20 protein-coding genes are annotated in these 20423 nt (G+C 66.0%); 16 read left to right on the top strand and 4 right to left on the bottom strand.

Annotated features, from left to right (window positions below; all coding sequences use genetic code 11):
• Positions 1 to 159: 159 nt before the first annotated feature.
• A complete protein-coding gene (locus DELCS14_RS01900) occupies positions 160 to 804 on the bottom strand; it encodes a molybdopterin-dependent oxidoreductase (RefSeq protein ID WP_013800237.1) in 645 nt (214 codons plus the stop codon).
• A complete protein-coding gene (locus tag DELCS14_RS31380) occupies positions 801 to 3419 on the bottom strand; it encodes an Ig-like domain-containing protein (protein WP_013800238.1) in 2619 nt (872 codons plus the stop codon). Before DELCS14_RS31380 ends, DELCS14_RS01900 begins: the two co-directional genes overlap by 4 nt.
• A gap of 219 nt (positions 3420 to 3638) precedes the next feature.
• Between DELCS14_RS31380 and DELCS14_RS01910 the strand changes: the two genes are divergently transcribed.
• Both DELCS14_RS01910 and DELCS14_RS01915 read left to right on the top strand, forming a co-directional pair.
• Positions 3639 to 4376 carry a response regulator transcription factor gene (locus tag DELCS14_RS01910; RefSeq protein ID WP_013800239.1) on the top strand — a complete coding sequence of 246 codons (738 nt, stop codon included), beginning with the start codon at positions 3639 to 3641 and terminating at the stop codon, positions 4374 to 4376.
• A 19-nt stretch (positions 4377 to 4395) separates the two neighbouring features.
• On the top strand, positions 4396 to 6354 hold the full coding sequence (locus tag DELCS14_RS01915) for an ATP-binding protein (protein ID WP_013800240.1): 1959 nt from the start codon (positions 4396 to 4398) through the stop codon (positions 6352 to 6354).
• Here DELCS14_RS01915 and DELCS14_RS01920 read toward each other — a convergent pair.
• Together DELCS14_RS01920 and hemB are read right to left on the bottom strand one after the other, a co-directional pair.
• Entirely contained in the window at positions 6351 to 7553 is a 1203-nt protein-coding gene (locus tag DELCS14_RS01920; protein WP_013800241.1) for a magnesium transporter CorA family protein, read from the bottom strand. The two genes, DELCS14_RS01915 and DELCS14_RS01920, sit on opposite strands and share 4 nt — an antisense overlap.
• Positions 7554 to 7557: 4 nt before the next feature.
• A complete protein-coding gene (gene hemB, locus DELCS14_RS01925) occupies positions 7558 to 8565 on the bottom strand; it encodes a porphobilinogen synthase (RefSeq protein ID WP_013800242.1) in 1008 nt (335 codons plus the stop codon).
• Between the two features lie 123 nt (positions 8566 to 8688).
• On the opposite strand from hemB, the gene DELCS14_RS01930 reads away from it, so the two are divergent.
• The 14 genes from DELCS14_RS01930 to rplB all read left to right on the top strand — a co-directional run bounded on the left by DELCS14_RS01930 (position 8689) and on the right by rplB (position 20415).
• A complete protein-coding gene (locus DELCS14_RS01930) occupies positions 8689 to 9117 on the top strand; it encodes a CopD family protein (protein WP_013800243.1) in 429 nt (142 codons plus the stop codon).
• Between the two features lie 31 nt (positions 9118 to 9148).
• On the top strand, positions 9149 to 10282 hold the full coding sequence (locus tag DELCS14_RS01935; RefSeq protein ID WP_013800244.1) for a VanZ family protein: 1134 nt from the start codon (positions 9149 to 9151) through the stop codon (positions 10280 to 10282).
• A gap of 10 nt (positions 10283 to 10292) precedes the next feature.
• Complete coding sequence (locus tag DELCS14_RS01940; protein WP_013800245.1) at positions 10293 to 10667, top strand: (2Fe-2S) ferredoxin domain-containing protein; 375 nt, start codon at positions 10293 to 10295, stop codon at positions 10665 to 10667.
• An 80-nt stretch (positions 10668 to 10747) separates the two neighbouring features.
• Positions 10748 to 11383 (top strand): alpha/beta fold hydrolase, encoded by a 636-nt coding sequence (locus DELCS14_RS01945; RefSeq protein WP_013800246.1) that lies wholly within the window; start codon positions 10748 to 10750, stop codon positions 11381 to 11383.
• Positions 11384 to 11475: 92 nt separating this feature from the next.
• Positions 11476 to 12645, top strand: a complete 1170-nt coding sequence (locus tag DELCS14_RS01950; RefSeq protein ID WP_013800247.1) for a D-alanyl-D-alanine carboxypeptidase family protein — start codon at positions 11476 to 11478, stop codon at positions 12643 to 12645.
• Positions 12646 to 12802: 157 nt separating this feature from the next.
• Positions 12803 to 13180: a 30S ribosomal protein S12 gene (gene rpsL / locus DELCS14_RS01955; RefSeq protein WP_012202325.1), complete on the top strand. Its 378-nt coding sequence runs from the start codon at positions 12803 to 12805 to the stop codon at positions 13178 to 13180.
• Positions 13181 to 13340: 160 nt separating this feature from the next.
• On the top strand, positions 13341 to 13814 hold the full coding sequence (gene rpsG, locus DELCS14_RS01960) for a 30S ribosomal protein S7 (RefSeq protein ID WP_012202326.1): 474 nt from the start codon (positions 13341 to 13343) through the stop codon (positions 13812 to 13814).
• Positions 13815 to 13962: 148 nt separating this feature from the next.
• Complete coding sequence (fusA, locus tag DELCS14_RS01965) at positions 13963 to 16071, top strand: elongation factor G (RefSeq protein ID WP_013800248.1); 2109 nt, start codon at positions 13963 to 13965, stop codon at positions 16069 to 16071.
• 174 nt (positions 16072 to 16245) lie between these two features.
• Positions 16246 to 17436, top strand: coding sequence for an elongation factor Tu (gene tuf / locus DELCS14_RS01970; RefSeq protein WP_013800249.1), 1191 nt, complete (start codon positions 16246 to 16248; stop codon positions 17434 to 17436).
• Between the two features lie 24 nt (positions 17437 to 17460).
• Positions 17461 to 17772 carry a 30S ribosomal protein S10 gene (rpsJ, locus tag DELCS14_RS01975; protein ID WP_003059431.1) on the top strand — a complete coding sequence of 104 codons (312 nt, stop codon included), beginning with the start codon at positions 17461 to 17463 and terminating at the stop codon, positions 17770 to 17772.
• A gap of 210 nt (positions 17773 to 17982) precedes the next feature.
• On the top strand, positions 17983 to 18657 hold the full coding sequence (gene rplC / locus DELCS14_RS01980) for a 50S ribosomal protein L3 (protein WP_012202329.1): 675 nt from the start codon (positions 17983 to 17985) through the stop codon (positions 18655 to 18657).
• Positions 18657 to 19277, top strand: a complete 621-nt coding sequence (gene rplD, locus DELCS14_RS01985) for a 50S ribosomal protein L4 (protein ID WP_012202330.1) — start codon at positions 18657 to 18659, stop codon at positions 19275 to 19277. The genes rplC and rplD overlap by 1 nt, the downstream gene beginning before the upstream one ends.
• Positions 19274 to 19588 (top strand): 50S ribosomal protein L23, encoded by a 315-nt coding sequence (rplW, locus tag DELCS14_RS01990; protein WP_012202331.1) that lies wholly within the window; start codon positions 19274 to 19276, stop codon positions 19586 to 19588. The genes rplD and rplW overlap by 4 nt, the downstream gene beginning before the upstream one ends.
• Before the next feature lie 2 nt (positions 19589 to 19590).
• On the top strand, positions 19591 to 20415 hold the full coding sequence (gene rplB, locus DELCS14_RS01995) for a 50S ribosomal protein L2 (RefSeq protein ID WP_012202332.1): 825 nt from the start codon (positions 19591 to 19593) through the stop codon (positions 20413 to 20415).
• The last annotated feature ends 8 nt before the right edge of the window (positions 20416 to 20423 follow it).

A 20423-nucleotide genomic window follows, 5' to 3' on the forward strand; every position in this document is an offset into this window, starting at 1 on the left:
TGCCCAGCGCAGCACACTGGGAAGATGGAAAAGCCGCTGTCTCGTTGTAAAGACAAACGGCTGCTGCTCCTTTGCTTTCGGGCCGCCAAGCCCGTATCCCCCGAGGGGATCGAGAAATGGTACTCCAAATGCGCGTTCTGCCGCGCTCTGAAGCCAGGTTCAACCTTGGGGTTGCTGCGCGTGCAGCCCCATGTGGTACAGCCCCCAGGGCGCCTGCGCAAAGCGTTCCTTGAGCGGCTTGCCTGCCAGATCGGCAATGCGGTCGGCGTCGTACATGGCCCATTGCGGGCCCAGGCCGCCCAGGCCCAGGCGCCTGCCGTCCATGTGCGTGGCCAGCAGCATGCGCCATTGCAGGGCCTGCGCCAGCGGCAGCTGGGCGCGGTAGCCGTCGATGGCCTGCAGGGTGATCCACTGGCCCTTGGCCGCTGCGGCGGCGCTGTCCACTCCGGCCGCCTGCAGCACGGTGGCCAGCAGCGGGCCGCGCAGCCGGTGGGGCTGGCCGTCGTATTCGATATGGGGCGTGATCTCCACCGTGGGCAGGCGCTCCAGCGCATGGGCCCCTGTGGTCCAGGCCGAGTCGAAGGCCAGGCCATGGTTTTTCAGCAGCAGGTCGGCCACCGGGTCCAGCGGCCCCCGGTTGCCGCGCACGCCGGGGCCGCTGATGGTGAGCACGGCGGCTTCGGTGCTTTTCCCGGGGGCGGCGGGGGCGGCCAGGGCGCTTTCACACAGGGCCAGGCCGGTGGCTGCGCTGGCGGCCAGCAGGCTGCGGCGTGAAAGCGGGCTCCGGCTTGCGGATGCGGTCATGGGGAACTCCTGGGGGTGCGTGGCGATGTGCTAGCGCCGATTTTCCGTGAAGTGCCCATCCTGCGCGACAACGCCGCGCCCGCTGCGGTCAGCAGGCTCAGCAGCGCAATCCCCCCGGCGCCCAGCGCTGGAATGGGCGCCGCAGATGGTGCGTGGGCCGCCGTGACGGTCACGGTGTTGCTGTCCGAGCCGGAGGTATTGCCATCACCGGGCACATAGCGCGCCTGCACCGTGGCCGTGCCCGGTGGCAGCCGGGGCACGCTGCAGCTGGCCTGCCCGCCGGTCACCGCAACGCTGGCGCACAGCACCTGCGTTCCGTTCAAGAAATCCACCGTGCCGCTGGCGCCGGCAGGCAGCGTGACCTGGGCGCTGAAAGTCACGCTCTGGCCATGGCCTGGCGCAGCGGGGGAGGCCGACAGGTGGGCGCTGGTGGCTGCCGGGCCGATCACCACGGTCACGGCTGCGGGTTCGGTGGTGGCGCCGTTGGCATCGGTGGCGGTCAGCGTGAAGCTGTAGCTGCCTGCCGCCTGCGTGGCTGGAGCCGAGAGCGTGCCGGCGGCCTGGCTGAAGCCAGCGGGCAAACCGCTCACGCTGTAGCTGAACGGCCCCACGCCGCCGCCGGGCACGGGCGCCAGCGGCTGGCTGTAGGCCGTGCCGTAGGTGCCGGAGGGCAGGCTTGCCGTGAGGCTGAAGGCCGTGAAGCTGGCCTGTGCGCTCCTGGCGGCATCGATGGTGACGCTGCAGGTGGACGTGCTGCCGCTGCAGGCATCACCCCAGGTGGCAAAGGCATGGCCAGGGTCGGGCGTGGCGGCCAGGGTCACCAGGGTGGGCGCGCCTTCGAAGTAGCCATAGCCGGCCTGGCACAGGCCGCCTGGGCGGCCGCAGTCCTGTATGGCGCCCGTGGCTGCAGGCGGAGAGGGCTGCGCCGATACGCCGCCCGCGCCGCTGGTCAGCACGGTCAATGCCGCCTGGAAGACGTTCGCCTCCACGGCGCCGATGTCGCACCGCGTACCCTGGGGCCTGACCACGCCGCGCTGGTCCGTGCCGGGTGCGGCCGTGCAGGCCACCCCGTCCAGTGCCGGGCTGCCGGTGCTGTTCAACATGGTCTGGGTAGGACCGCCGTGGCTGGCCAGGGGGCCGAGCTGCGGGTTGCCCGTGGTGAAGGCCAGGGCGCTGATGTCGGCATTGTTCAGGGCCTGCGCCAGGCCCAGCAGATTGTTGCTGCCGCTGGCATCGCTGGTGCCGCCATTGCGCAGGTCCAGCACCACGTCCCTGCCAGCGGGCTGTTTGGTGGCCGGCTCGAACACGCTGCCCTGGACAATGCTGGCCTGCATCTCCAGCGAGGCACCGCTGCGGGTGCAACTGATGTTGCCACCCGCACTGCAGGCGGCCTGGGAGTCGCCCAGGCTGTAGATGGCGCCGCCTTGCGCGGCCGGGTTGTCGTCGCCATTGGCCTGCACGGTATTGCCGGCCAGGGTGGAGAAACGGATGGTGAGCACGCCGTTGTAGTTGAAAACGGCGCCACCCAGGCCGGCGCCGCCGCCGCTGCTGTTGCCCAGCCCGCCGTGTGCACCGTTGCCAGCGAGGGTGACCTGGTTCAGCGTCAAGGTGCCTGCGTTGTTGAAAATGGCCCCTCCCATGCCGCCTGCGCCACCGCCAGCGTCGAAGGCGCCGCCCCCACCGTTGCCGGCGCCGAAGCCGCCACCGCTGCCACGACGGCCACCACCACCGCCAAATCCGCCACCGCCGGAGCCGCCGCCGCCGCCACCGAAGCCGCCGTTCTTGCCGCTGGCGCTGCCACTGCCACCGCCCAGGCCGCCATCGTCCGGGCCGCCAGCGTTCGGCCCTCCCCCCGGGGAAAAAGTCGCATCCTCGCCCACGCCGGCACCTGCAAAGGAGTTCAAGGAAAGCCTGCCTCCTTGCCCTCCTTGTGCGTGATTGCGCGTGAGCGTGCTGCGTTCGATGGTGAGCTGGCCCCGATTGAAGATGGCACCGCCCGCACCCAGCGCGCCGCCGCCAAAGCGGCTGGAGCCGCCTGTGGCCTGCCCCCCGGCCAGGGTCAGGCCGCGCAGGACCAGTCCACCCTGCGCATCGATGTCGAACAGCCGGAAGCCTGCGGTCCCGAGGCGCTGCACGCTCACGCCCTGGGGCGTCAGGCCATTGGCGGTGGCATCGATGGTGATGCGCTTGCCGCTGATGAAGAAGGCGCTGGGGCCGAACTGCGAGACGTAGCCGGGCCAGCTGGCCAGCGGCAGGCAGGTGGCGCCGGCGGCCTGCCCGGTGTCCAGGCAGTTGGTAAAGCGGGTCAGCGAGATGGTCTGCCCATCCAGGGCCGCGCCGAAGACGATGGTGTCGCCATCGGCGGCATGGTTGATGGCGTCGCGCAGGGTGTTGCAGTTGCGGTCGCCTGCGGCAGGCGAGCATTGCGCACGAGACAGCGGCTCGGTGTCTGCAATCTCGCCGGCGGTGGTGACGGTGAGTGTGGCGGCCTGGGCCGCGGCGCCGGCAAGGGCCAGTGCCAACCCGCCCGCCAGGCCCGGCAATGTCCGGCCCCGGGGGCTCGGCGTGGGTATGGGTGGTACGTCGGCTGCAGCAGACAGATGGATGATGGACATGGCGGACCCCCTCGGTAGGCACAGCATCTCGGTGATGTGCTGAAGAGGGCAAATCTATGGGGTGTCCGGCTTTCTGTATGTCCCCCGTTCGGGCTACATGGCCGATGAGAGGGGGCGGGGGCGCCATGCCGCTCATGTCGCCCATGTCACCTATCCGGGCGACATGACAGCGGTCTTGTTCCATGTGAACATGCGGCCCTCGCCACGCACTCCACCCACATGGACACGCACACAGACCCTTACTCTGCCGCCGCGACGGGTGGCGCCACAGTCATCCGCGTGGCCGTGGTGGAGGACGACGCCGCCTGCCGCCATGCCCTGGTGGGCGTGATCAATGCCGCGAAGGACATGGTCCTGTGCTGGGCGGCAGCCAGCCGCGCGGAGGCCCTGCACCAGCTCGGCCGGGCCGATGGGGCCGGTGCCATGGACGTGATGCTGGTGGACCTGGGCCTGCCCGACGGCAGCGGCCTGGAGGTGATTGCTGCCGTGCGCACCCGCCACCCCGGGGCGGCGGTGATGGTCAGCACCATCTTTGGCGACGAGCAGCATGTGCTGGCCGCCATCGAGGCCGGCGCCATGGGCTATCTGCTCAAGGACCTGGCCGCCGACGCGGTGCTGGAGGAAGTGCGCAGCCTGCACGCGGGCGGCAGCCCCATCAATCCCATGGTGGCGCGCAAGCTGCTGCTGCGCCAGCAGCGGGCCGGGGCGGTGGCCGGGCTGCAGCCGCCTGCCGAGCCGCAGGCCGCCGCGCAGGCGCTGTCTGCGCGCGAGCTGGAGGTGCTGCGCCTGGTGGCGCGCGGCCATACGCTGGACGAGGTGGCGCGCCAGCTGGGCGTGTCGCGCCACACGGTGCGCACCTTCGTGCGGCGCATCTACGGCAAGCTGCAGGTGTCCAGCCGCACGCAGATGATGCATGTGGCCTTGCAGCGCGGCTGGCTGGCCGAGGGGCGGCAATGAGCGCCGCCAGGGTGGGCAGATGACGCAGCCGCTGCTGCGGGGGAGGGTCCTGCTGGTTTCGGCGGGACTGGTGGCGCTGGCGATGCTGCTGGCGGGGGCGTTCGGGCTGCGTGGTCCCGCCGCAGGCGAAGCGGTGCAACTGCGCCAGGCGCAGCTGTGGCGGTCGGACAGCCCGCACTGGGCGCCGCCTGCAGCGCTTGCGTCGGCCGACGACGCGGTGCTGGATGCATCGACGCCGTGGAGCGATGTGGACCTGCCCTATGGGGGCGACAGGGCCGTGTCGGGCAGCGGCGACCTGGCCGCGGCGCCGCCCGAAGTGCGCTGGTTCCGCGCCGTGGTGCCGCCTGAAGCCCTGGTGCCTACGCCGCAGGGCGCGCGCCTGTATATCCCGCGCTGGCAGACGGTGGGCACGGTGGCGGTGTATGTGGACGGGGCGCTGGCCTGGCAGACGCGCGGCAGCCGGGTGTGGAACAGTTTCAACCGGCCGGTGTGGCTGGACCTGGGCGGGCTGGCGCAGCCGGGCAGGCCGCTGCAGGTGCATGTGCGCATGGCCAGCCAGCAGGGCGTGGGCGGGGCGCTGTCCAGCCTGTGGGCGGGGCCGGCCGAGTCGCTGCGCCTGTCCTGGCGGCTGCGCAGCCTACTCCAGGCCGATCTGGTGGTCTACACGGCGGGCTCCTACCTGGTGCTGGGCCTGTTCGCGCTGGCGCTGTGGACGCTGCAGCGGCGGCGCGGGGATGTGGTGTTCCTGCTGTTCTTCCTGATGTCGCTGTGCCAGTTGCTGGGCTCGCTGCAGTTCATGGTGGACGGCGAGGGGCTGGCCCTGTCGGACGGCTGGTTCTCCTGGCTGACGCTGGCCGGCCTCATGGGCGCCACGGTGGCGGCTTTCCATTTCCTGTGCCTGATGCAGCGCAGGCGCCGGCCCTGGCTGGCCCGGGTGCTGCAGGGCTATGTGGGCACGGTGCTGCTGGTGGCGGTGCCGCTGTGGGGGCCGGCGCACGAGACCATCCTGCCGCTGCTGCGGCTGCTGATGGTGCCGCCGGAGATCCTGGTGCTGTGCATGGCCGTGGCGGGCGCCTGGCGCATGCGCGATGGCGGCAGCACCATGCTGGCGGTGTGGATGCTGCTGTCGTTTCCCATCGGCTTCCATGACCTGGCGCTGCAGAGCTACCTGATCAGCATAGAGAGCATCTACCTCACGCCCTATGTGTACCTGGGGCTGTTCACGCTGTTCCTGCTGGTGGCCTACCGGCGCTACAACGGTGCGCTGGCCGTGGCCGAGAACGCCAACCTGCATCTGGCGGAACGGCTCAAGGCCCAGGAGGCGGAGCTGGCCCAGGCCCATGAGCGCCTGCTGGCCGTGGAGCGCGAGCAGACGCTGATGCACGAGCGCCAGCGCCTGATGCGCGAGATGCACGACGGTGTGGGCTCTTCGCTGATGAGCGCGCTGCGCGTGGTGGAGTTCAACCAGGCCGGCACGGTGGACCTGGTGCAGCTGCTGCAGGAGTGCATCGATGACCTGAAGCTGTCCATCGATTCGCTGGAGCCGCTGGACTGCGACCTGCTGGCGCTGCTGGCCGGGCTGCGCTACCGGCTGGGGCCGCGCCTGGAGGGGGCGGGGCTGCGGCTGCACTGGGAGGTCAGCGACCTGCCCGCGCTGCCCTGGCTGGACGCGCAGGCCGCCCTGCATGTGCTGCGCATCCTGCAGGAGGTGCTGACCAACATCATCAAGCACAGCGGCGCGCGCGAGATCACGGTGCGCACGGCCCAGGCCCCGCTGCAAGGCCGGGCCGGCGTGCAGGTGCTGGTGGAGGACGACGGCCACCCCTTCGACCGCGCCCAGGCACCCACCGAGGGCCGCAAGGGACTGGCGAACATGCGCACGCGCGCGCTGGCGCTGCAGGCGCGGCTGGACTGGGCGCCGCTGGCCGGCGGCAATCGCTTCACGCTGTGGATGCCGCTGGAGCGGGCGGGGCCCTAGTCCTGCGCCGTGCGCGCCATGTAGCGCTTGCGCCAGAAGAACACGGTCAGGCCCACGGCAATCGTCGTCATCGAGCCCATGGCCCACCAGAAGCCGTCCTGCTTGTGCACCAGGGGGATGAACTCGAAATTCATGCCGAAGATGCCGGCAATCAGGTTCAGCGGCAGGAAGACGGCCGTCAGCGCGGTCAGCGTGCGCATGATGTCGTTGGTGCGGTTGCTCTGCACCGAAAAATGCATCTGCACCACGGTCTCGGTGCTTTGCTCCAGCCGCCGCACGTGGTGGACCACGCGCTCTATGTGTTCCAGCACGTCGCGGCTGCGCACCTTGAGCAGGTCCAGCTCGCGCAGCGCCGCCGCATCTTCAGGCGGCGCCCAGGTCTCCAGCGCGTCCGTCCAGTCCTGCACGGCGGCGCGCTGGTCTTCGCAGACCTCGTCCAGCTCGTGCAGGGCCAGGCGTGCGTCCAGTAGCGCGCTCCAGTTGGCAAAGCGCGTGCGCGGGCGCAGCAGCTCGGTCTGCCAATGGTCCAGCTGGCGCGACAGTTCGCGGCGCAGGTCCAGGAAGCCGTCCACGATGAGGTTGACCACGCGCAGCATGAGGTCGGGCGGGCTGGCAGGCAGCCGCGTGCCGGAGGTGGGGTTCAGCCGTCCCTCGCGGGGGTCATTGGGCACGGCGGCCAGCAGCCGCGCGGCATAGGCGTCGCGCACGGTGCAGTCGTCGGGGTGCACGGACAGCAGCACCTGGTCGAACATGGCAAAGCCCACGGGGCTGGTGTCGATGTTGCGCAGCACGGGCGGACCTGTGCGGCGCACGGGAGGCGAGGGGGGCAGCGCCTGCGCCGCAGGCGAAGAGGCCGTGCCGGCCTGCGGGGCGGCACGTGCCTGCCCGCTGGCCAGGCGGCGAAACACCAGCAGGTCGTACTGCGAGGTGTAGTCGTAGCGCGAGGGCAACTGGGCGTTGAGCAGGTCCGAGACATGCAGGTCCACCAGCTGCTGGCCCGACAGCAGCTGCAGCGTGCGCTGCACCTCGGCCAGCCGCTCCTGCAAGGTGGCGCGGGTGCAGGAGATCCAGACGAATCCCTGCGCGGGCGCCTGGTCGGGCAGGGCGGCCAGTTCGGTGGCGCCGCCCGGCTGCAGGTGGAAGATGCGCATGTTCCTGGCGGCGGGAGCGGCTCCCGCGGGCGGCGTCACCGGCTGCATGCGCTCAGCCGCGCAGCTTGCGCGCGGCGTCGATGGCGAAGTAGGTCAGGATGCCGTCGGCACCCGCGCGCTTGAAGGCCAGCAGCGATTCCATCATCACCTGGTCATGGTCCAGCCAGCCGTTGGCGGCGGCGGCCTTGAGCATGGCGTACTCGCCGCTGACCTGGTAGGCAAAGGTGGGCACGCCGAACTCGTCCTTGACGCGGCGCACCACGTCCAGGTACGGCATGCCGGGCTTGACCATGACCATGTCGGCGCCTTCGGCCAGGTCCTGGGCGACTTCGCGCAGGGCCTCGTCGGTGTTGGCGGGGTCCATCTGGTAGACGTTCTTGTCGGCCTTGCCCAGCGCGCCGCGCGTGCCCACGGCATCGCGGAACGGGCCGTAGAAGGCGCTGGCGTACTTGGCGCTGTAGGCCATGATGCGGGTGTGGATGTGGCCGTGGGCCTCCAGCGCCTCGCGGATGGCGCCGATGCGGCCGTCCATCATGTCGCTGGGCGCCACCATGTCCACGCCGGCCTCGGCATGGTTCAGGGCCTGGCCCACCAGTACCTGCACGGTCTCGTCGTTGATGATGTAGCCGGACTCATCCAGGATGCCGTCCTGGCCGTGGCTGGTGTAGGGGTCCAGGGCCACGTCGGTCATCACGCCCAGTTGCGGGAACTCCTTCTTGAGCGCACGCACCACGCGCGGGATCAGGCCGTCGGGGTTGAGCGCTTCCTTGCCGTCAGGCGTCTTCAGCGAGGTCTCGATGGCGGGGAACAGCGCCAGGAACGGGATCTCCAGCTGCACGCACTGCTCGGCCACGGGCAGCAGCAGGTCCAGGCTCAGGCGGTCCACGCCGGGCATGGAGGGCACGGCCTCGCGCTGGTTCGTGCCTTCGTGCACGAACACGGGGTAGATGAAGTCATGGGCCGTGAGCACGTTCTCGCGCACCAGATTGCGCGTGAAGGCATCGCGGCGCAGGCGGCGAGGGCGGTTGTGCGGGAAGGGGGTGGGGCTGGACAGATGCATGCCGAAAATTGTGCCCCATTCCCGCCGCAGGCCCCGCAACCCTGGCGACGACGCCGGCACGCGGGACTCGGCTTTTGCGCCTGCGCAGCCTGGCGCACCCCTGTACGCACGTACACTGCCCGCATGCTGTGGGTCAAAGCCTTTCATATCGTTTTCGTGGCAAGCTGGTTCGCGGGCCTGTTCTATCTGCCTCGCATCTTCGTCAACGTGGCCATGGTCACGCCCGGCTCGGTGGCCGAGCGCGAGCGCCTGCTGCTGATGGCACGCAAGCTGCTGCGCTTCACCACGCTGCTGGCCGTGCCCGCACTGGGCCTGGGCCTGTGGCTGTACCTGGGCTACGGCATCGGCAAGGGGCCGGGCAACGGCTGGATGCATGCCAAGCTGGCCGGCGTGCTGCTGGTCATCGGCTACCACCACGCCTGCGCGCGCCTGCTGCGCAAGCTGATCGACAACCGGGACCAGCACAGCCACCGCTGGTTCCGCTTCTTCAACGAGGTGCCGGTGCTGCTGCTGGTGGCCATCGTCATCCTGGTGGTCGTCAAACCTTTCTGAGAAACCGATCCAACGAAGAGGGAGGCAGGGCGTGGTGCAAAAGACTTCGGCCTGGCCGCTGGCGCTGGTCTATGCGGTGCTCATCGTTTTCGCCAGCCTGTTTCCTTTCGATGGCTGGCGTGCCCAGGGCATTGATCCGCTGGTCTTCCTGACGGCAAAGATCCCGCCGCCGTACTGGACCTGGTTCGACATCAACATCAATATCGTCGGCTACGCGCCGCTGGGCTTTTTCCTGGCGCTGGCCCTGGTGCGCAGCGGCAGCCCGCGCGCGGCCGTACCGCTGGCGGCGCTGGCAGGCACGCTTCTGTCGCTGTCCATGGAGTTCCTGCAGATCTACCTGCCGCGGCGTGTTCCCTCCAACCTGGATCTGGTGCTCAATGCGGGCGGCACCCTGCTGGGGGCGCTGGTGGCGCTGCTGCTGGAGCGGCTGGGCGCGCTGGCGCGCTGGAGCGCCTTTCGCACCCACTGGCTGGGCGAGGACGGCGGCGGCGCCATGGTGCTGCTGGCGCTGTGGCCCTGGGCGCTGCTCTTTCCCGCCGCCGTGCCCTTTGGCCTGGGCCAGGTGCTGGAGCGGCTGGAGCAGGGGCTGCTGGATCTGCTTGAAGGCACGCCCTTCCTCATGTGGCTGCCGCTGCGCGAGTCCGCGCTGACGCCGCTGTCGCCCGTGACCGAGATGCTGTGCGTGATGCTGGGCCTGTGGGTGCCCTGTCTGCTGGCCTACTGCGTGATGCGCCACATGGGCCGGCGCGCCATGCTGGCGGGCTCTGCGGTGGTGATCGGCATCGGTGTCTCGGCACTGTCGGCTGCGCTGAGCTGGGGGCCGGCCCATGCCTGGGAGTGGGTGGACCTGCCGGTGCGCATGGGCGTGTGGGGTGGCCTGGGCCTGGCCATGGTGGCCATGCCGCTGCCGCGCCGGGCGTGTGCGGCCCTCTTGCTGCTGGTGCTGGTGCTGCAATTGAGCATCCTGAACCAGGCGCCCACCAGCGCCTATTTCTCGGAAACGCTGCAGGCCTGGGAGCAGGGCCGCTTCATCCGCTTCTACGGGCTGGGCCAGTGGCTGGGCTGGCTGTGGCCCTATGCGACCCTGGTCTATGTGCTGCTCAGGCTGGCGCGCCGCGATGCGGCACCGCCGCCGCCCCCGGCGCCTGCAGTGCCGCAGGCCTAGAATCCGCTCCATGAGCGAACACCCACGTCCCGGGGCCGACAGCGGCCAGCAAGGCGCAGGCAACTACTATGCGCGCCACATCTTTTTTTGCCTCAACGAGAGGCCCAACGGCGAGGACTGCTGTGCGCTGCACGGCGCCAAGGCGGGCTTTGACCACTGCAAGAAGCAGGTCAAGCAGCTGGGCCTGGCCGGCAAGGGCCAGGTGCGCGTGAACAAGGCCGGTTGCCTGGACCGCTGCGCGGGCGCGCCCGTGGCCGTGGTCTACCCCGAAGGCACCTGGTACACCTTCGTGGACGAGTCCGACATCGACGAGATCGTCGAGTCCCACCTCAAGAACGGCCAGCCCGTGGAGCGCCTGCTGCTGCCGCCCGACGTGGGCCGCTGAGCGCCGGCTGGAACTTTGGGCCTTTCCGGGCATCAGTGCTTTGTCAGCTTGGATTGGCTGCTACTACTAGGATAGCGATTGTGAATGCGCAGACCGAACGTTTGACCTTGACCGGCCTTGCCGGGGCCGTGGAGGCCCTGCGCGATGCGCCGGCCGCCGATGCACCGCCGCGCGGCGTGGCCATCATCGCCCACCCCCATCCGCTGTTCGGCGGCACCATGGACAACAAGGTGGTGCAGACCCTGGCGCGTGCCTTCGTGCAGTGCGGCTACACGGCCGTGCGATTCAACTTCCGCGGCGTGGGCGCCAGTGCCGGCGAGCACGACGCAGGCGTCGGCGAGGCCCAGGACATGCTGTCCGTGGTCCGCCAGGTCGCCCCCGAAGGACCGATCGCGCTGGCCGGCTTCTCATTCGGAGCCTTCGTCACCAGCCATGTGCTGGCGGAGCTCTGGAGCGAGGGCCGGGTGGAAAAGGCGGTGCTGGTGGGAACGGCGGCCAGCCGTTTCACCGTGGCGCCTGTCCCGCCTGAGGCCCATGACCGGACCCTGGTGGTGCACGGCGAAGCCGATGACACAGTGCCTCTGTCTGCCGTCATGGACTGGGCGCGCCCGCAGATACTGCCTGTTACCGTCGTGCCCGGGGGCGGTCATTTCTTTCACGGACAATTGCCGCTGCTCAAAAGCCTCGTGGTCCGCCATTTGCGCTCACTCCCCTAGCGGCCCGCGCCGCTGCTCAACAGGCCTGCCCCATCGGGCGGGCATGTTTTCGCCTTTCCTGCATTCCCTGCCCTTTAGCGAGAGTTTTCCTCATGAAGCCACTTTCCTCCACGCTGCGAGTCCTGGCACTGGCGGCCGCCATGGCGCCGGCCCTGGCGCTGGCGCAGATCACCCCGCCCCAGCCGCCCGAAATCGCGGCGCGCAACTATCTGCTGGTCGATGTCACCGCCAACCAGGTGCTGGGCGCCAAGGACATCGATGCGCCCATCGAGCAGGCCTCGCTGACCAAGCTGATGACCGGCTACCTGGTCTTCGACGCGCTGCGCGCCAAGAAGATCACGCTGGAGCAGCGCCTGCCCGTGAGCGAGCGCGCCTGGAAGATGCCCGGCTCGCGCATGTTCATCGACCCCAAGATGCAGGTGCCGGTCGATGACCTGGTCAAGGGCATGATCGTGCAGTCCGGCAACGACGCCACCATGGCCCTGGCCGAAGGCGTGGGCGGCTCGGCCGAGAACTTCGTGCGGCTCATGAACGAGCAGGCCAAGGCGCTGGGCATGAAGAACACCAGCTACAAGAACCCCGAAGGCCTGACCGAGCCCGGCCACCTGACCACGGCGCGCGACCTGTCCATCCTCGCCCAGCGCCTGATGCAGGACTTCCCCGAGTACATGCACTACTACTCGACCAAGAAGTACTTCTATCCAGGCACGCCGGCCTCCAACGGCACCAACCGCAACTCGCTGCTGTTCCGCGACCCGACCGTCGATGGCCTCAAGACCGGCCACACGGCCGCCGCAGGCTACTGCCTGGTGGCCACCGCCAAGCGCGACCTGCCCAACGTGGGCAGCCGCCGCCTGATCTCCATCGTGCTGGGCGCGGCCAGCGAGAACGCACGTGCCAATGAAAGCCAGAAGCTGCTGAACTGGGGCTATGCGGCCTTCGATTCGGTCAAGCTGTTCGATGCCGAGCAGGCCGTGGCCACGCCCGAAGTCTGGAAGGGCAAGGCGAACACCGTCAAGATCGGCCGCACCACGCCCATCGTGGTCACCGTGCCGGCCGGCAGCGGCGGCAAGCTGAGCACCGAAGTCGTGCGCCAGGACCCGCTGATCGCCCCGTTCACCAAGGGCCAGGCCATGGGCACGCTCAAGGTCAAGATGGGTGCCGACACCGTGGCCGAAGTGCCGCTGGTGGCGCTGGAAGGCGTGGAGCAGGCAGGCTTCTTCGGCCGTGCCTGGGATGCGATCCGCCTCTGGATCAAGTAAGCCCCGCGCCTGTCGCGCAGGCCCTCGCGTACTGGCTTGGAGGGGGTGCAGTTGTGCGATCTCCCGCAAGCTGGTACAGTCGAGGGCTTTTCGGAATTTCCGAAGGGATTCACGTTTTCGCTTTTCGCAAGCAATTCACGTTTAGGGACGTTTATTAATGCCAACCATTAACCAACTCGTGCGTCAGGGCCGCACGGTCGAAGTTGTCAAATCCAAGAGCCCTGCTATGGAAAACTGCCCTCAGCGCCGCGGCGTGTGCACCCGTGTGTACACCACGACGCCTAAGAAGCCTAACTCCGCTCTGCGTAAGGTTGCCAAGGTGCGCCTGACCAACGGCTTCGAGGTCATCTCCTACATCGGTGGTGAAGGCCACAACCTGCAAGAGCACAGCGTTGTTCTGGTGCGCGGCGGCCGTGTGAAGGACTTGCCCGGTGTGCGTTACCACATCGTGCGTGGCTCCCTTGACCTGCAAGGCGTCAAGGACCGCAAGCAATCCCGTTCCAAGTACGGCGCGAAGAAGCCCAAGGCCAAGTAAGCCCTGCGTTTTTTCGAGGAAGGTGCTGTATCCCGCGTGGCGCGAGATTCAGCGTAGTGACCCCAAACGCAAGTGTTTTGCGCGGGTCGAGTAAGTGGGAGTCCTGTTGACTCTCGCGGTGTCTGAAAAGATGCCAACTGAAGCAAGATAGAGGTAAAAAATGCCACGTCGTCGCGAAGTCCCCAAACGTGAAATCCTGCCGGATCCCAAGTTCGGCAATGTCGAGCTGTCCAAGTTCATGAACGTGATCATGGAAGGCGGCAAGAAGGCGGTCGCAGAACGCATCATCTACGGTGCCCTGGACCTGATTCAAAAGAAGCACCCTGACAAAGACCCGCTGGAAGCCTTCGTTGTTGCCATCAACAACGTCAAGCCCATGGTCGAAGTGAAGTCCCGCCGTGTTGGCGGTGCCAACTACCAAGTGCCCGTCGAAGTGCGCCCCGTGCGTCGCCTGGCCCTGTCCATGCGTTGGCTGAAGGAAGCCGCCCGCAAGCGCGGCGAGAAGTCCATGGCCCAGCGCCTGGCCAACGAACTGCTCGAGGCCACCGAAGGCCGTGGCGGCGCCATGAAGCGCCGTGACGAAGTTCACCGCATGGCCGAAGCCAACAAGGCATTCAGCCACTTCCGCTTCTAAGAGCACTTCGCTCCCGATCAGACAGGCCGCATGCATTTTTGCCTGCGGCCTTGTCTCGATTAGGAGCATCCCCAGATAAGACTGCTGTCCGTCTGCACCATGAGGCTGGAACGGGCAGAGACTCCCTCCATACGATCAAGGATCCATCATGGCTCGCAAGACCCCCATCGAGCGCTACCGCAACATCGGTATCTCCGCCCACATCGACGCAGGCAAAACCACCACCACTGAACGTATCCTGTTCTATACCGGTGTGACCCACAAGCTGGGCGAAGTGCACGACGGCGCTGCTACGACCGACTGGATGGAGCAAGAGCAAGAGCGCGGCATCACCATCACTTCCGCTGCAGTGACCTGCTTCTGGAAGGGCATGGACCTGTCCTACCCCGAGCACCGTTTCAACATCATCGACACCCCCGGCCACGTGGACTTCACCATTGAGGTGGAGCGTTCCATGCGCGTGCTGGACGGCGCCTGCATGGTGTACTGCGCCGTGGGCGGCGTGCAGCCCCAGTCGGAAACCGTGTGGCGCCAAGCCAACAAGTACAAGGTGCCCCGTCTGGCCTTCGTGAACAAGATGGACCGTACCGGCGCCAACTTCTTCAAGGTCGTTGACCAGATGAAGCTGCGCCTGAAGGCCAACCCCGTGCCCGTCGTGATCCCGATCGGCGCCGAAGACAACTTCAAGGGCGTGGTCGACCTCGTCAAGATGAAGGCCATCATCTGGGACGAAGCCTCGCAAGGCATGAAGTTCGAATACCACGAGATCCCCGCCGAGCTGGTGGAGACCGCCAACAAGTGGCGTGAGAACCTCGTGGAAGCCGCCGCTGAAGCCAGCGAAGAGCTGATGAACAAGTACCTGGAAGAAGGTACTCTGTCCGAAGAAGACGTGAAGGCCGGCCTGCGCGCTCGTACGCTGGCTACCGAAATCCAGCCCATGCTGTGCGGTACCGCTTTCAAGAACAAGGGTGTGCAGCGCATGCTGGACGCCGTGATCGACTACCTGCCGGCGCCTGTGGACATCCCTGACGTCACCGGTACCGATCCCGAAAACGAAGAAACCAAGCTCAGCCGCAAGGCCGACGACGGTGAAAAGTTTGCGGCACTGGCCTTCAAGCTGATGACCGACCCGTTCGTCGGTCAGCTGACCTTCGTGCGCGTGTACTCGGGCGTCCTGACCAAGGGCGACACCGTGTTCAACTCGGTCAAGGGCAAGAAGGAACGCATCGGCCGTATCGTGCAGATGATGGCCAACGAGCGCGTGGAAGTCGAAGAAATCCGCGCCGGCGACATCGCTGCCTGCGTGGGCCTGAAGGACGTGACGACCGGCGAAACGCTGTGCTCCGTGGACGCCCCCATCGTGCTGGAACGCATGGTCTTCCCCGAGCCCGTGATTGCACAGGCCGTGGAGCCCAAGTCCAAGGCCGACCAGGAAAAGATGGGCATCGCCCTGTCCCGCCTGGCTGCCGAAGATCCGTCGTTCCGCGTGCGTACCGACGAAGAATCGGGCCAAACCATCATCGCCGGCATGGGCGAGCTGCACCTGGAAATCATCGTTGACCGCATGAAGCGCGAATTCAACGTGGAAGCCAACGTGGGCAAGCCCCAGGTTGCCTACCGCGAAACCATTCGCCAGAAGGTCGTGGACGTGGACGGCAAGTTCGTTCGCCAGTCCGGTGGTAAGGGCCAGTACGGCCACGTGGTGTTCACGGTCGAACCCCAGGAACCCGGCAAGGGCTTCGAGTTCGTCGACGCCATCAAGGGCGGTGTGGTTCCTCGCGAATACATCCCCGCAGTCGAGAAGGGCGTGATCGAAGCGCTGACTTCCGGCGTGCTGGCTGGCTACCCCGTCGTGGACGTGAAGGTCACGCTGACCTTCGGTTCGTACCACGATGTGGACTCGAACGAAATGGCGTTCAAGATGGCCGCCATCTTCGGTTTCAAGGAAGCTGCCCGCAAGGCCAGCCCCGTCATCCTGGAACCCATGATGGCTGTGGAAGTCGAGACGCCCGAAGACTACGCCGGTACCGTGATGGGCGATCTGTCCTCGCGTCGCGGCATGGTGCAGGGCATGGACGACATGGCCGGCGGCGGCAAGTCCATCAAGGCTGAAGTGCCTCTGTCGGAAATGTTCGGCTACGCCACGTCGCTGCGCTCGCAGACGCAAGGCCGCGCTACGTACACGATGGAGTTCAAGCACTACTCTGAAGCTCCCCGTAACGTGGCCGAAGCCATCGTTGCTGCTCGCTCGAAGTAAGCTTTTTTGTATAATTGAAGGCTTTTGAATCGCAGCACCCAGGCGTTTTGGCGCCGGGGTGCTGCGGTTTTTGCCGGTCTGCGATCCCATGCCGCCCTGTCACCTGTGCGGGGCGACCAAGCAATGGGGTGCAGACCTTAAACATCACACAGGTTTTGCTCTTTCGGAGAAATCATGGCAAAAGAAAAATTCCAGCGGAACAAGCCGCACGTCAACGTTGGCACCATCGGTCACGTGGACCACGGCAAGACGACCCTGACGGCTGCTATCGCTACCGTTCTGTCCAAGAAGTTCGGCGGCGAAGCCAAGGCTTACGACCAGATCGACGCAGCACCTGAAGAAAAGGCTCGCGGCATCACGATCAACACCGCCCACGTCGAGTACGAAACGGCCGGTCGCCACTACGCTCACGTTGACTGCCCCGGCCACGCCGACTACGTCAAGAACATGATCACCGGCGCTGCTCAAATGGACGGCGCCATCCTGGTGTGCTCGGCCGCTGACGGCCCCATGCCCCAGACCCGCGAGCACATCCTGCTGGCCCGTCAGGTGGGCGTGCCCTACATCATCGTGTTCCTGAACAAGTGCGACATGGTGGACGACGAAGAGCTGCTGGAACTGGTCGAAATGGAAGTGCGCGAGCTGCTTGCCAAGTACGACTTCCCCGGCGACGACACCCCCATCATCCGCGGCTCGGCCAAGCTGGCCCTGGAAGGCGACCAGTCCGACAAGGGCGAACCTGCCATCCTGCGCCTGGCTGAAGCACTGGACTCCTACATCCCCACGCCCGAGCGCGCTGTGGACGGCGCCTTTGCAATGCCCGTGGAAGACGTGTTCTCGATCTCTGGCCGTGGCACCGTGGTGACTGGCCGTATCGAGCGCGGCATCATCAAGGTCGGCGAAGAAATCGAAATCGTCGGTATCCGCGACACCCAGAAGACCATCGTCACCGGCGTGGAAATGTTCCGCAAGCTGCTGGACCAAGGTCAAGCTGGCGACAACGTGGGTCTGCTGCTGCGCGGCACCAAGCGTGAAGACGTGGAACGCGGCCAAGTGCTGTGCAAGCCCGGCTCCATCAAGCCCCACACCCACTTCACGGCTGAGGTGTACGTGCTGTCCAAGGACGAAGGTGGTCGCCACACTCCGTTCTTCAACAACTACCGTCCCCAGTTCTATTTCCGTACGACCGACGTGACCGGCTCCATCGAGCTGCCCGCCGACAAGGAAATGGTGATGCCTGGCGACAACGTGTCGATCACCGTCAAGCTGATCGCCCCCATCGCCATGGAAGAAGGTCTGCGCTTCGCTATCCGCGAAGGTGGCCGTACCGTGGGCGCTGGCGTGGTTGCAAAGATCATTGCGTAATTCTTGGAAAACTAGGAATACACAATGTCCAAGCAAAAAATCCGCATCCGCCTGAAGGCGTTTGACTACAAGCTGATCGACCAGTCGGCTGCTGAAATCGTTGACACTGCCAAGCGCACTGGCGCGATCGTCAAGGGTCCCGTGCCCCTGCCGACACGCATGAAGCGTTTCGACATCCTGCGCTCGCCGCACGTCAACAAGACCAGCCGCGACCAGTTCGAAATCCGCACTCACCAGCGCCTGATGGACATCGTTGACCCGACTGACAAGACGGTTGACGCTCTGATGAAGCTGGACCTGCCCGCAGGCGTGGACGTCGAGATCAAGCTGCAATAAGAACTTCACGGCCCCTTGCGGGGCCGTTGAAGGGCTTTGATTTAACGCGAACTTGCTTGAAAAGGCAGTTCGCGTTAAAATTTGGGGCTTCGCCTTTCTTGAGCGAAGTTTTATCAACCTTCTTTCGTGCGCAAGGCCTTGGACATCTGGGGCGGGAGCGCAACGCTGGGCCAATTGCAGTTTCAGCGGCGAAAGTTTTGGAGCAAACAAATGAGTCTGAGCAACTCCCTCGGGTTGCTGGGTCGCAAGGTGGGCATGATGCGTCTGTTCACCGATGACGGGGACGCAGTGCCCGTCACGGTGGTGGATGTGTCCAACAACCGTGTGACTCAGGTCAAAACCCAAGAGAACGATGGCTACGTGGCCCTGCAGGTCACTTTCGGTTCGCGCAAGGCATCTCGCGTGACCAAGCCAGAAGCCGGCCACCTTGCCAAGGCAGGTGTCGAAGCCGGTGAAGTGATGGGTGAATTCCGCGTGACCGAAGAAACCGCTGGCAAGTACGCCGCAGGCTCCGTCCTGCCCGTCGCCGAGCTGTTCTCGGTGGGCCAGAAGGTGGACGTGCAAGGCACTTCCATCGGTAAGGGCTTCGCCGGCACCATCAAGCGTCACAACTTCCGCTCGCAGCGCGCCTCGCACGGCAACAGCCGTTCGCACAATGTTCCCGGCTCCATCTCGATGGCCCAGGATCCAGGTCGCGTGTTCCCGGGCAAGAAGATGACCGGTCACATGGGCGATGAAACCATCACCACCCAAAATCTCGACGTGGTTCGCATTGACGAAGCACGCCAACTGCTCTTGATCAAGGGCGCTGTTCCGGGCTCCAAGGGTGGCTTCGTGACGGTGCGCCCCGCCATCAAGGCCAAAGCTTCCAAGGGAGCGAACTAATGCAGCTCGAACTCCTGAATGAACAAGGCCAGGCCGCATCCAAGTTCGATGCGCCCGAGACTGTTTTCGGTCGTGAATTCAACGAAGACCTCGTCCACCAGATCGTGATCGCCTACCGTGCCAACGCACGTCAGGGCACTCGCGCTCAGAAGGACCGCGAGCAGGTTCGTCACACGACTGCCAAGCCGTTCAAGCAAAAGGGCACCGGCCGTGCTCGTGCCGGTATGTCTTCCTCGCCTCTGTGGCGTGGCGGCGGCCGCATCTTCCCGAATCTGCCTGAAGAAAACTTCACGCAGAAGATCAACAAGAAGATGTACCGCGCCGGTATGGTTGCCATCCTGTCGCAGCTGGCCCGCGAAGGCCGTCTGGCCGTGGTGGACTCGCTCAAGCTCGAAAGCCCCAAGACCAAGGTGCTGGCCGACAAGTTCAAGGCCATGAACCTGGAATCGGTCATGGTGATCGCTGAAGAAGTCGACGAGAACCTGTACCTGGCTTCCCGCAATCTGAAGAACGTGTTCGTGGTCGAGCCGCGCTACGCCGACCCCGTGTCGCTGGTGCACTACAAAAAAGTGCTCGTCACCAAGGGTGCGATCGACAAACTCAAGGAGATGTTCGAATGAGCACGCTCAAGTTTGACGAAGGTCGTCTGATGCAGGTGTTGGTTGCTCCCATCGTGTCCGAAAAGGCCACCATGGTTGCCGAGAAGTCCAACGCCGTGACGTTCAAGGTGCTGCAGAGCGCCACCAAGCATGAAATCAAGGCCGCCGTGGAACTGATGTTCAAGGTGGAAGTTGCTGGTGTCTCCGTGGTGAACATCAAGGGCAAGACCAAGCGCTTTGGCAAGACCACTGGCCGCCGCGACCACGTTCGCAAGGCCTACGTGATGCTCAAGCCCGGTCAAGAGCTGAACCTGTCCGGGGAGGCTGCGTAATCATGGCTGTTATCAAGCTCAAACCGACGACCCCCGGCCAACGCGGCACGGTCAAGGTCACGCGTGACCATCTGCACAAGGGTGCAGGTTTCGCCCCCCTGCTGGAGCCTCAGCACCAGAAGTCGGGCCGTAACAACAACGGTCACATCACCACCCGTCACAAGGGCGGTGGCCACAAGCACCACTATCGCGTGGTGGACTTCAAGCGCACCAAGGACGGCATCCCCGCCAAGGTCGAGCGCATTGAGTACGACCCCAACCGTACGGCCCACATCGCTCTGGTGTGCTATGCCGACGGCGAGCGTCGCTACATCATTGCTCCGCGCAACCTGGAAGTCGGCGCAACGATCGTCAGCGGTTCGGAAGCCCCGATCCGCGTGGGCAACACCCTGCCGATCCGCAACATCCCCGTGGGTTCGACCATCCACTGCATCGAACTGAAGATCGGCGCTGGCGCGCAGATCGCCCGTTCGGCAGGTACGTCGGCTACGCTGCTGGCCCGTGAAGGCATCTACGCCCAAGTGCGTATGCGTTCCGGCGAAGTGCGCAAGGTGCACATCGAATGCCGCGCGACCATCGGTGAAGTCGCCAACGAAGAGCACAGCCTGCGCCGTCTGGGCAAGGCCGGTGTGAAGCGCTGGATGGGTATCCGCCCGACCGTTCGCGGCGTGGTGATGAACCCTGTCGATCACCCGCACGGTGGTGGTGAAGGCAAGACCGGTGAAGGTCGTCACGCTGTTGACCCATGGGGCAACCTGACGAAGGGCTACCGTACCCGTAACAACAAGCGCACGCAGTCGATGATTGTGTCGCGTCGCAAGAAGTAAAGGGTAGC

The sequence above is a fragment of the Delftia sp. Cs1-4 genome, from assembly GCF_000214395.1.
GTDB classification, from domain to species: domain Bacteria; phylum Pseudomonadota; class Gammaproteobacteria; order Burkholderiales; family Burkholderiaceae_C; genus Comamonas; species Comamonas acidovorans.

What these genes read in the sequence shown, in the direction of transcription:
- DELCS14_RS01900 (WP_013800237.1), bottom strand. Translation starts at nt 804, where the DNA reads ATGACCGCATCCGCAAGCCGGAGCCCGCTTTCACGCCGCAGCCTGCTG.
- DELCS14_RS31380 (WP_013800238.1), bottom strand. Translation starts at nt 3,419, where the DNA reads ATGTCCATCATCCATCTGTCTGCTGCAGCCGACGTACCACCCATACCC.
- DELCS14_RS01910 (WP_013800239.1), top strand. Translation starts at nt 3,639, where the DNA reads ATGGACACGCACACAGACCCTTACTCTGCCGCCGCGACGGGTGGCGCC.
- DELCS14_RS01915 (WP_013800240.1), top strand. Translation starts at nt 4,396, where the DNA reads ATGACGCAGCCGCTGCTGCGGGGGAGGGTCCTGCTGGTTTCGGCGGGA.
- DELCS14_RS01920 (WP_013800241.1), bottom strand. Translation starts at nt 7,553, where the DNA reads ATGCAGCCGGTGACGCCGCCCGCGGGAGCCGCTCCCGCCGCCAGGAAC.
- hemB (WP_013800242.1), bottom strand. Translation starts at nt 8,565, where the DNA reads ATGCATCTGTCCAGCCCCACCCCCTTCCCGCACAACCGCCCTCGCCGC.
- DELCS14_RS01930 (WP_013800243.1), top strand. Translation starts at nt 8,689, where the DNA reads ATGCTGTGGGTCAAAGCCTTTCATATCGTTTTCGTGGCAAGCTGGTTC.
- DELCS14_RS01940 (WP_013800245.1), top strand. Translation starts at nt 10,293, where the DNA reads ATGAGCGAACACCCACGTCCCGGGGCCGACAGCGGCCAGCAAGGCGCA.
- DELCS14_RS01950 (WP_013800247.1), top strand. Translation starts at nt 11,476, where the DNA reads ATGAAGCCACTTTCCTCCACGCTGCGAGTCCTGGCACTGGCGGCCGCC.
- rpsL (WP_012202325.1), top strand. Translation starts at nt 12,803, where the DNA reads ATGCCAACCATTAACCAACTCGTGCGTCAGGGCCGCACGGTCGAAGTT.
- rpsG (WP_012202326.1), top strand. Translation starts at nt 13,341, where the DNA reads ATGCCACGTCGTCGCGAAGTCCCCAAACGTGAAATCCTGCCGGATCCC.
- fusA (WP_013800248.1), top strand. Translation starts at nt 13,963, where the DNA reads ATGGCTCGCAAGACCCCCATCGAGCGCTACCGCAACATCGGTATCTCC.
- tuf (WP_013800249.1), top strand. Translation starts at nt 16,246, where the DNA reads ATGGCAAAAGAAAAATTCCAGCGGAACAAGCCGCACGTCAACGTTGGC.
- rpsJ (WP_003059431.1), top strand. Translation starts at nt 17,461, where the DNA reads ATGTCCAAGCAAAAAATCCGCATCCGCCTGAAGGCGTTTGACTACAAG.
- rplC (WP_012202329.1), top strand. Translation starts at nt 17,983, where the DNA reads ATGAGTCTGAGCAACTCCCTCGGGTTGCTGGGTCGCAAGGTGGGCATG.
- rplD (WP_012202330.1), top strand. Translation starts at nt 18,657, where the DNA reads ATGCAGCTCGAACTCCTGAATGAACAAGGCCAGGCCGCATCCAAGTTC.
- rplW (WP_012202331.1), top strand. Translation starts at nt 19,274, where the DNA reads ATGAGCACGCTCAAGTTTGACGAAGGTCGTCTGATGCAGGTGTTGGTT.
- rplB (WP_012202332.1), top strand. Translation starts at nt 19,591, where the DNA reads ATGGCTGTTATCAAGCTCAAACCGACGACCCCCGGCCAACGCGGCACG.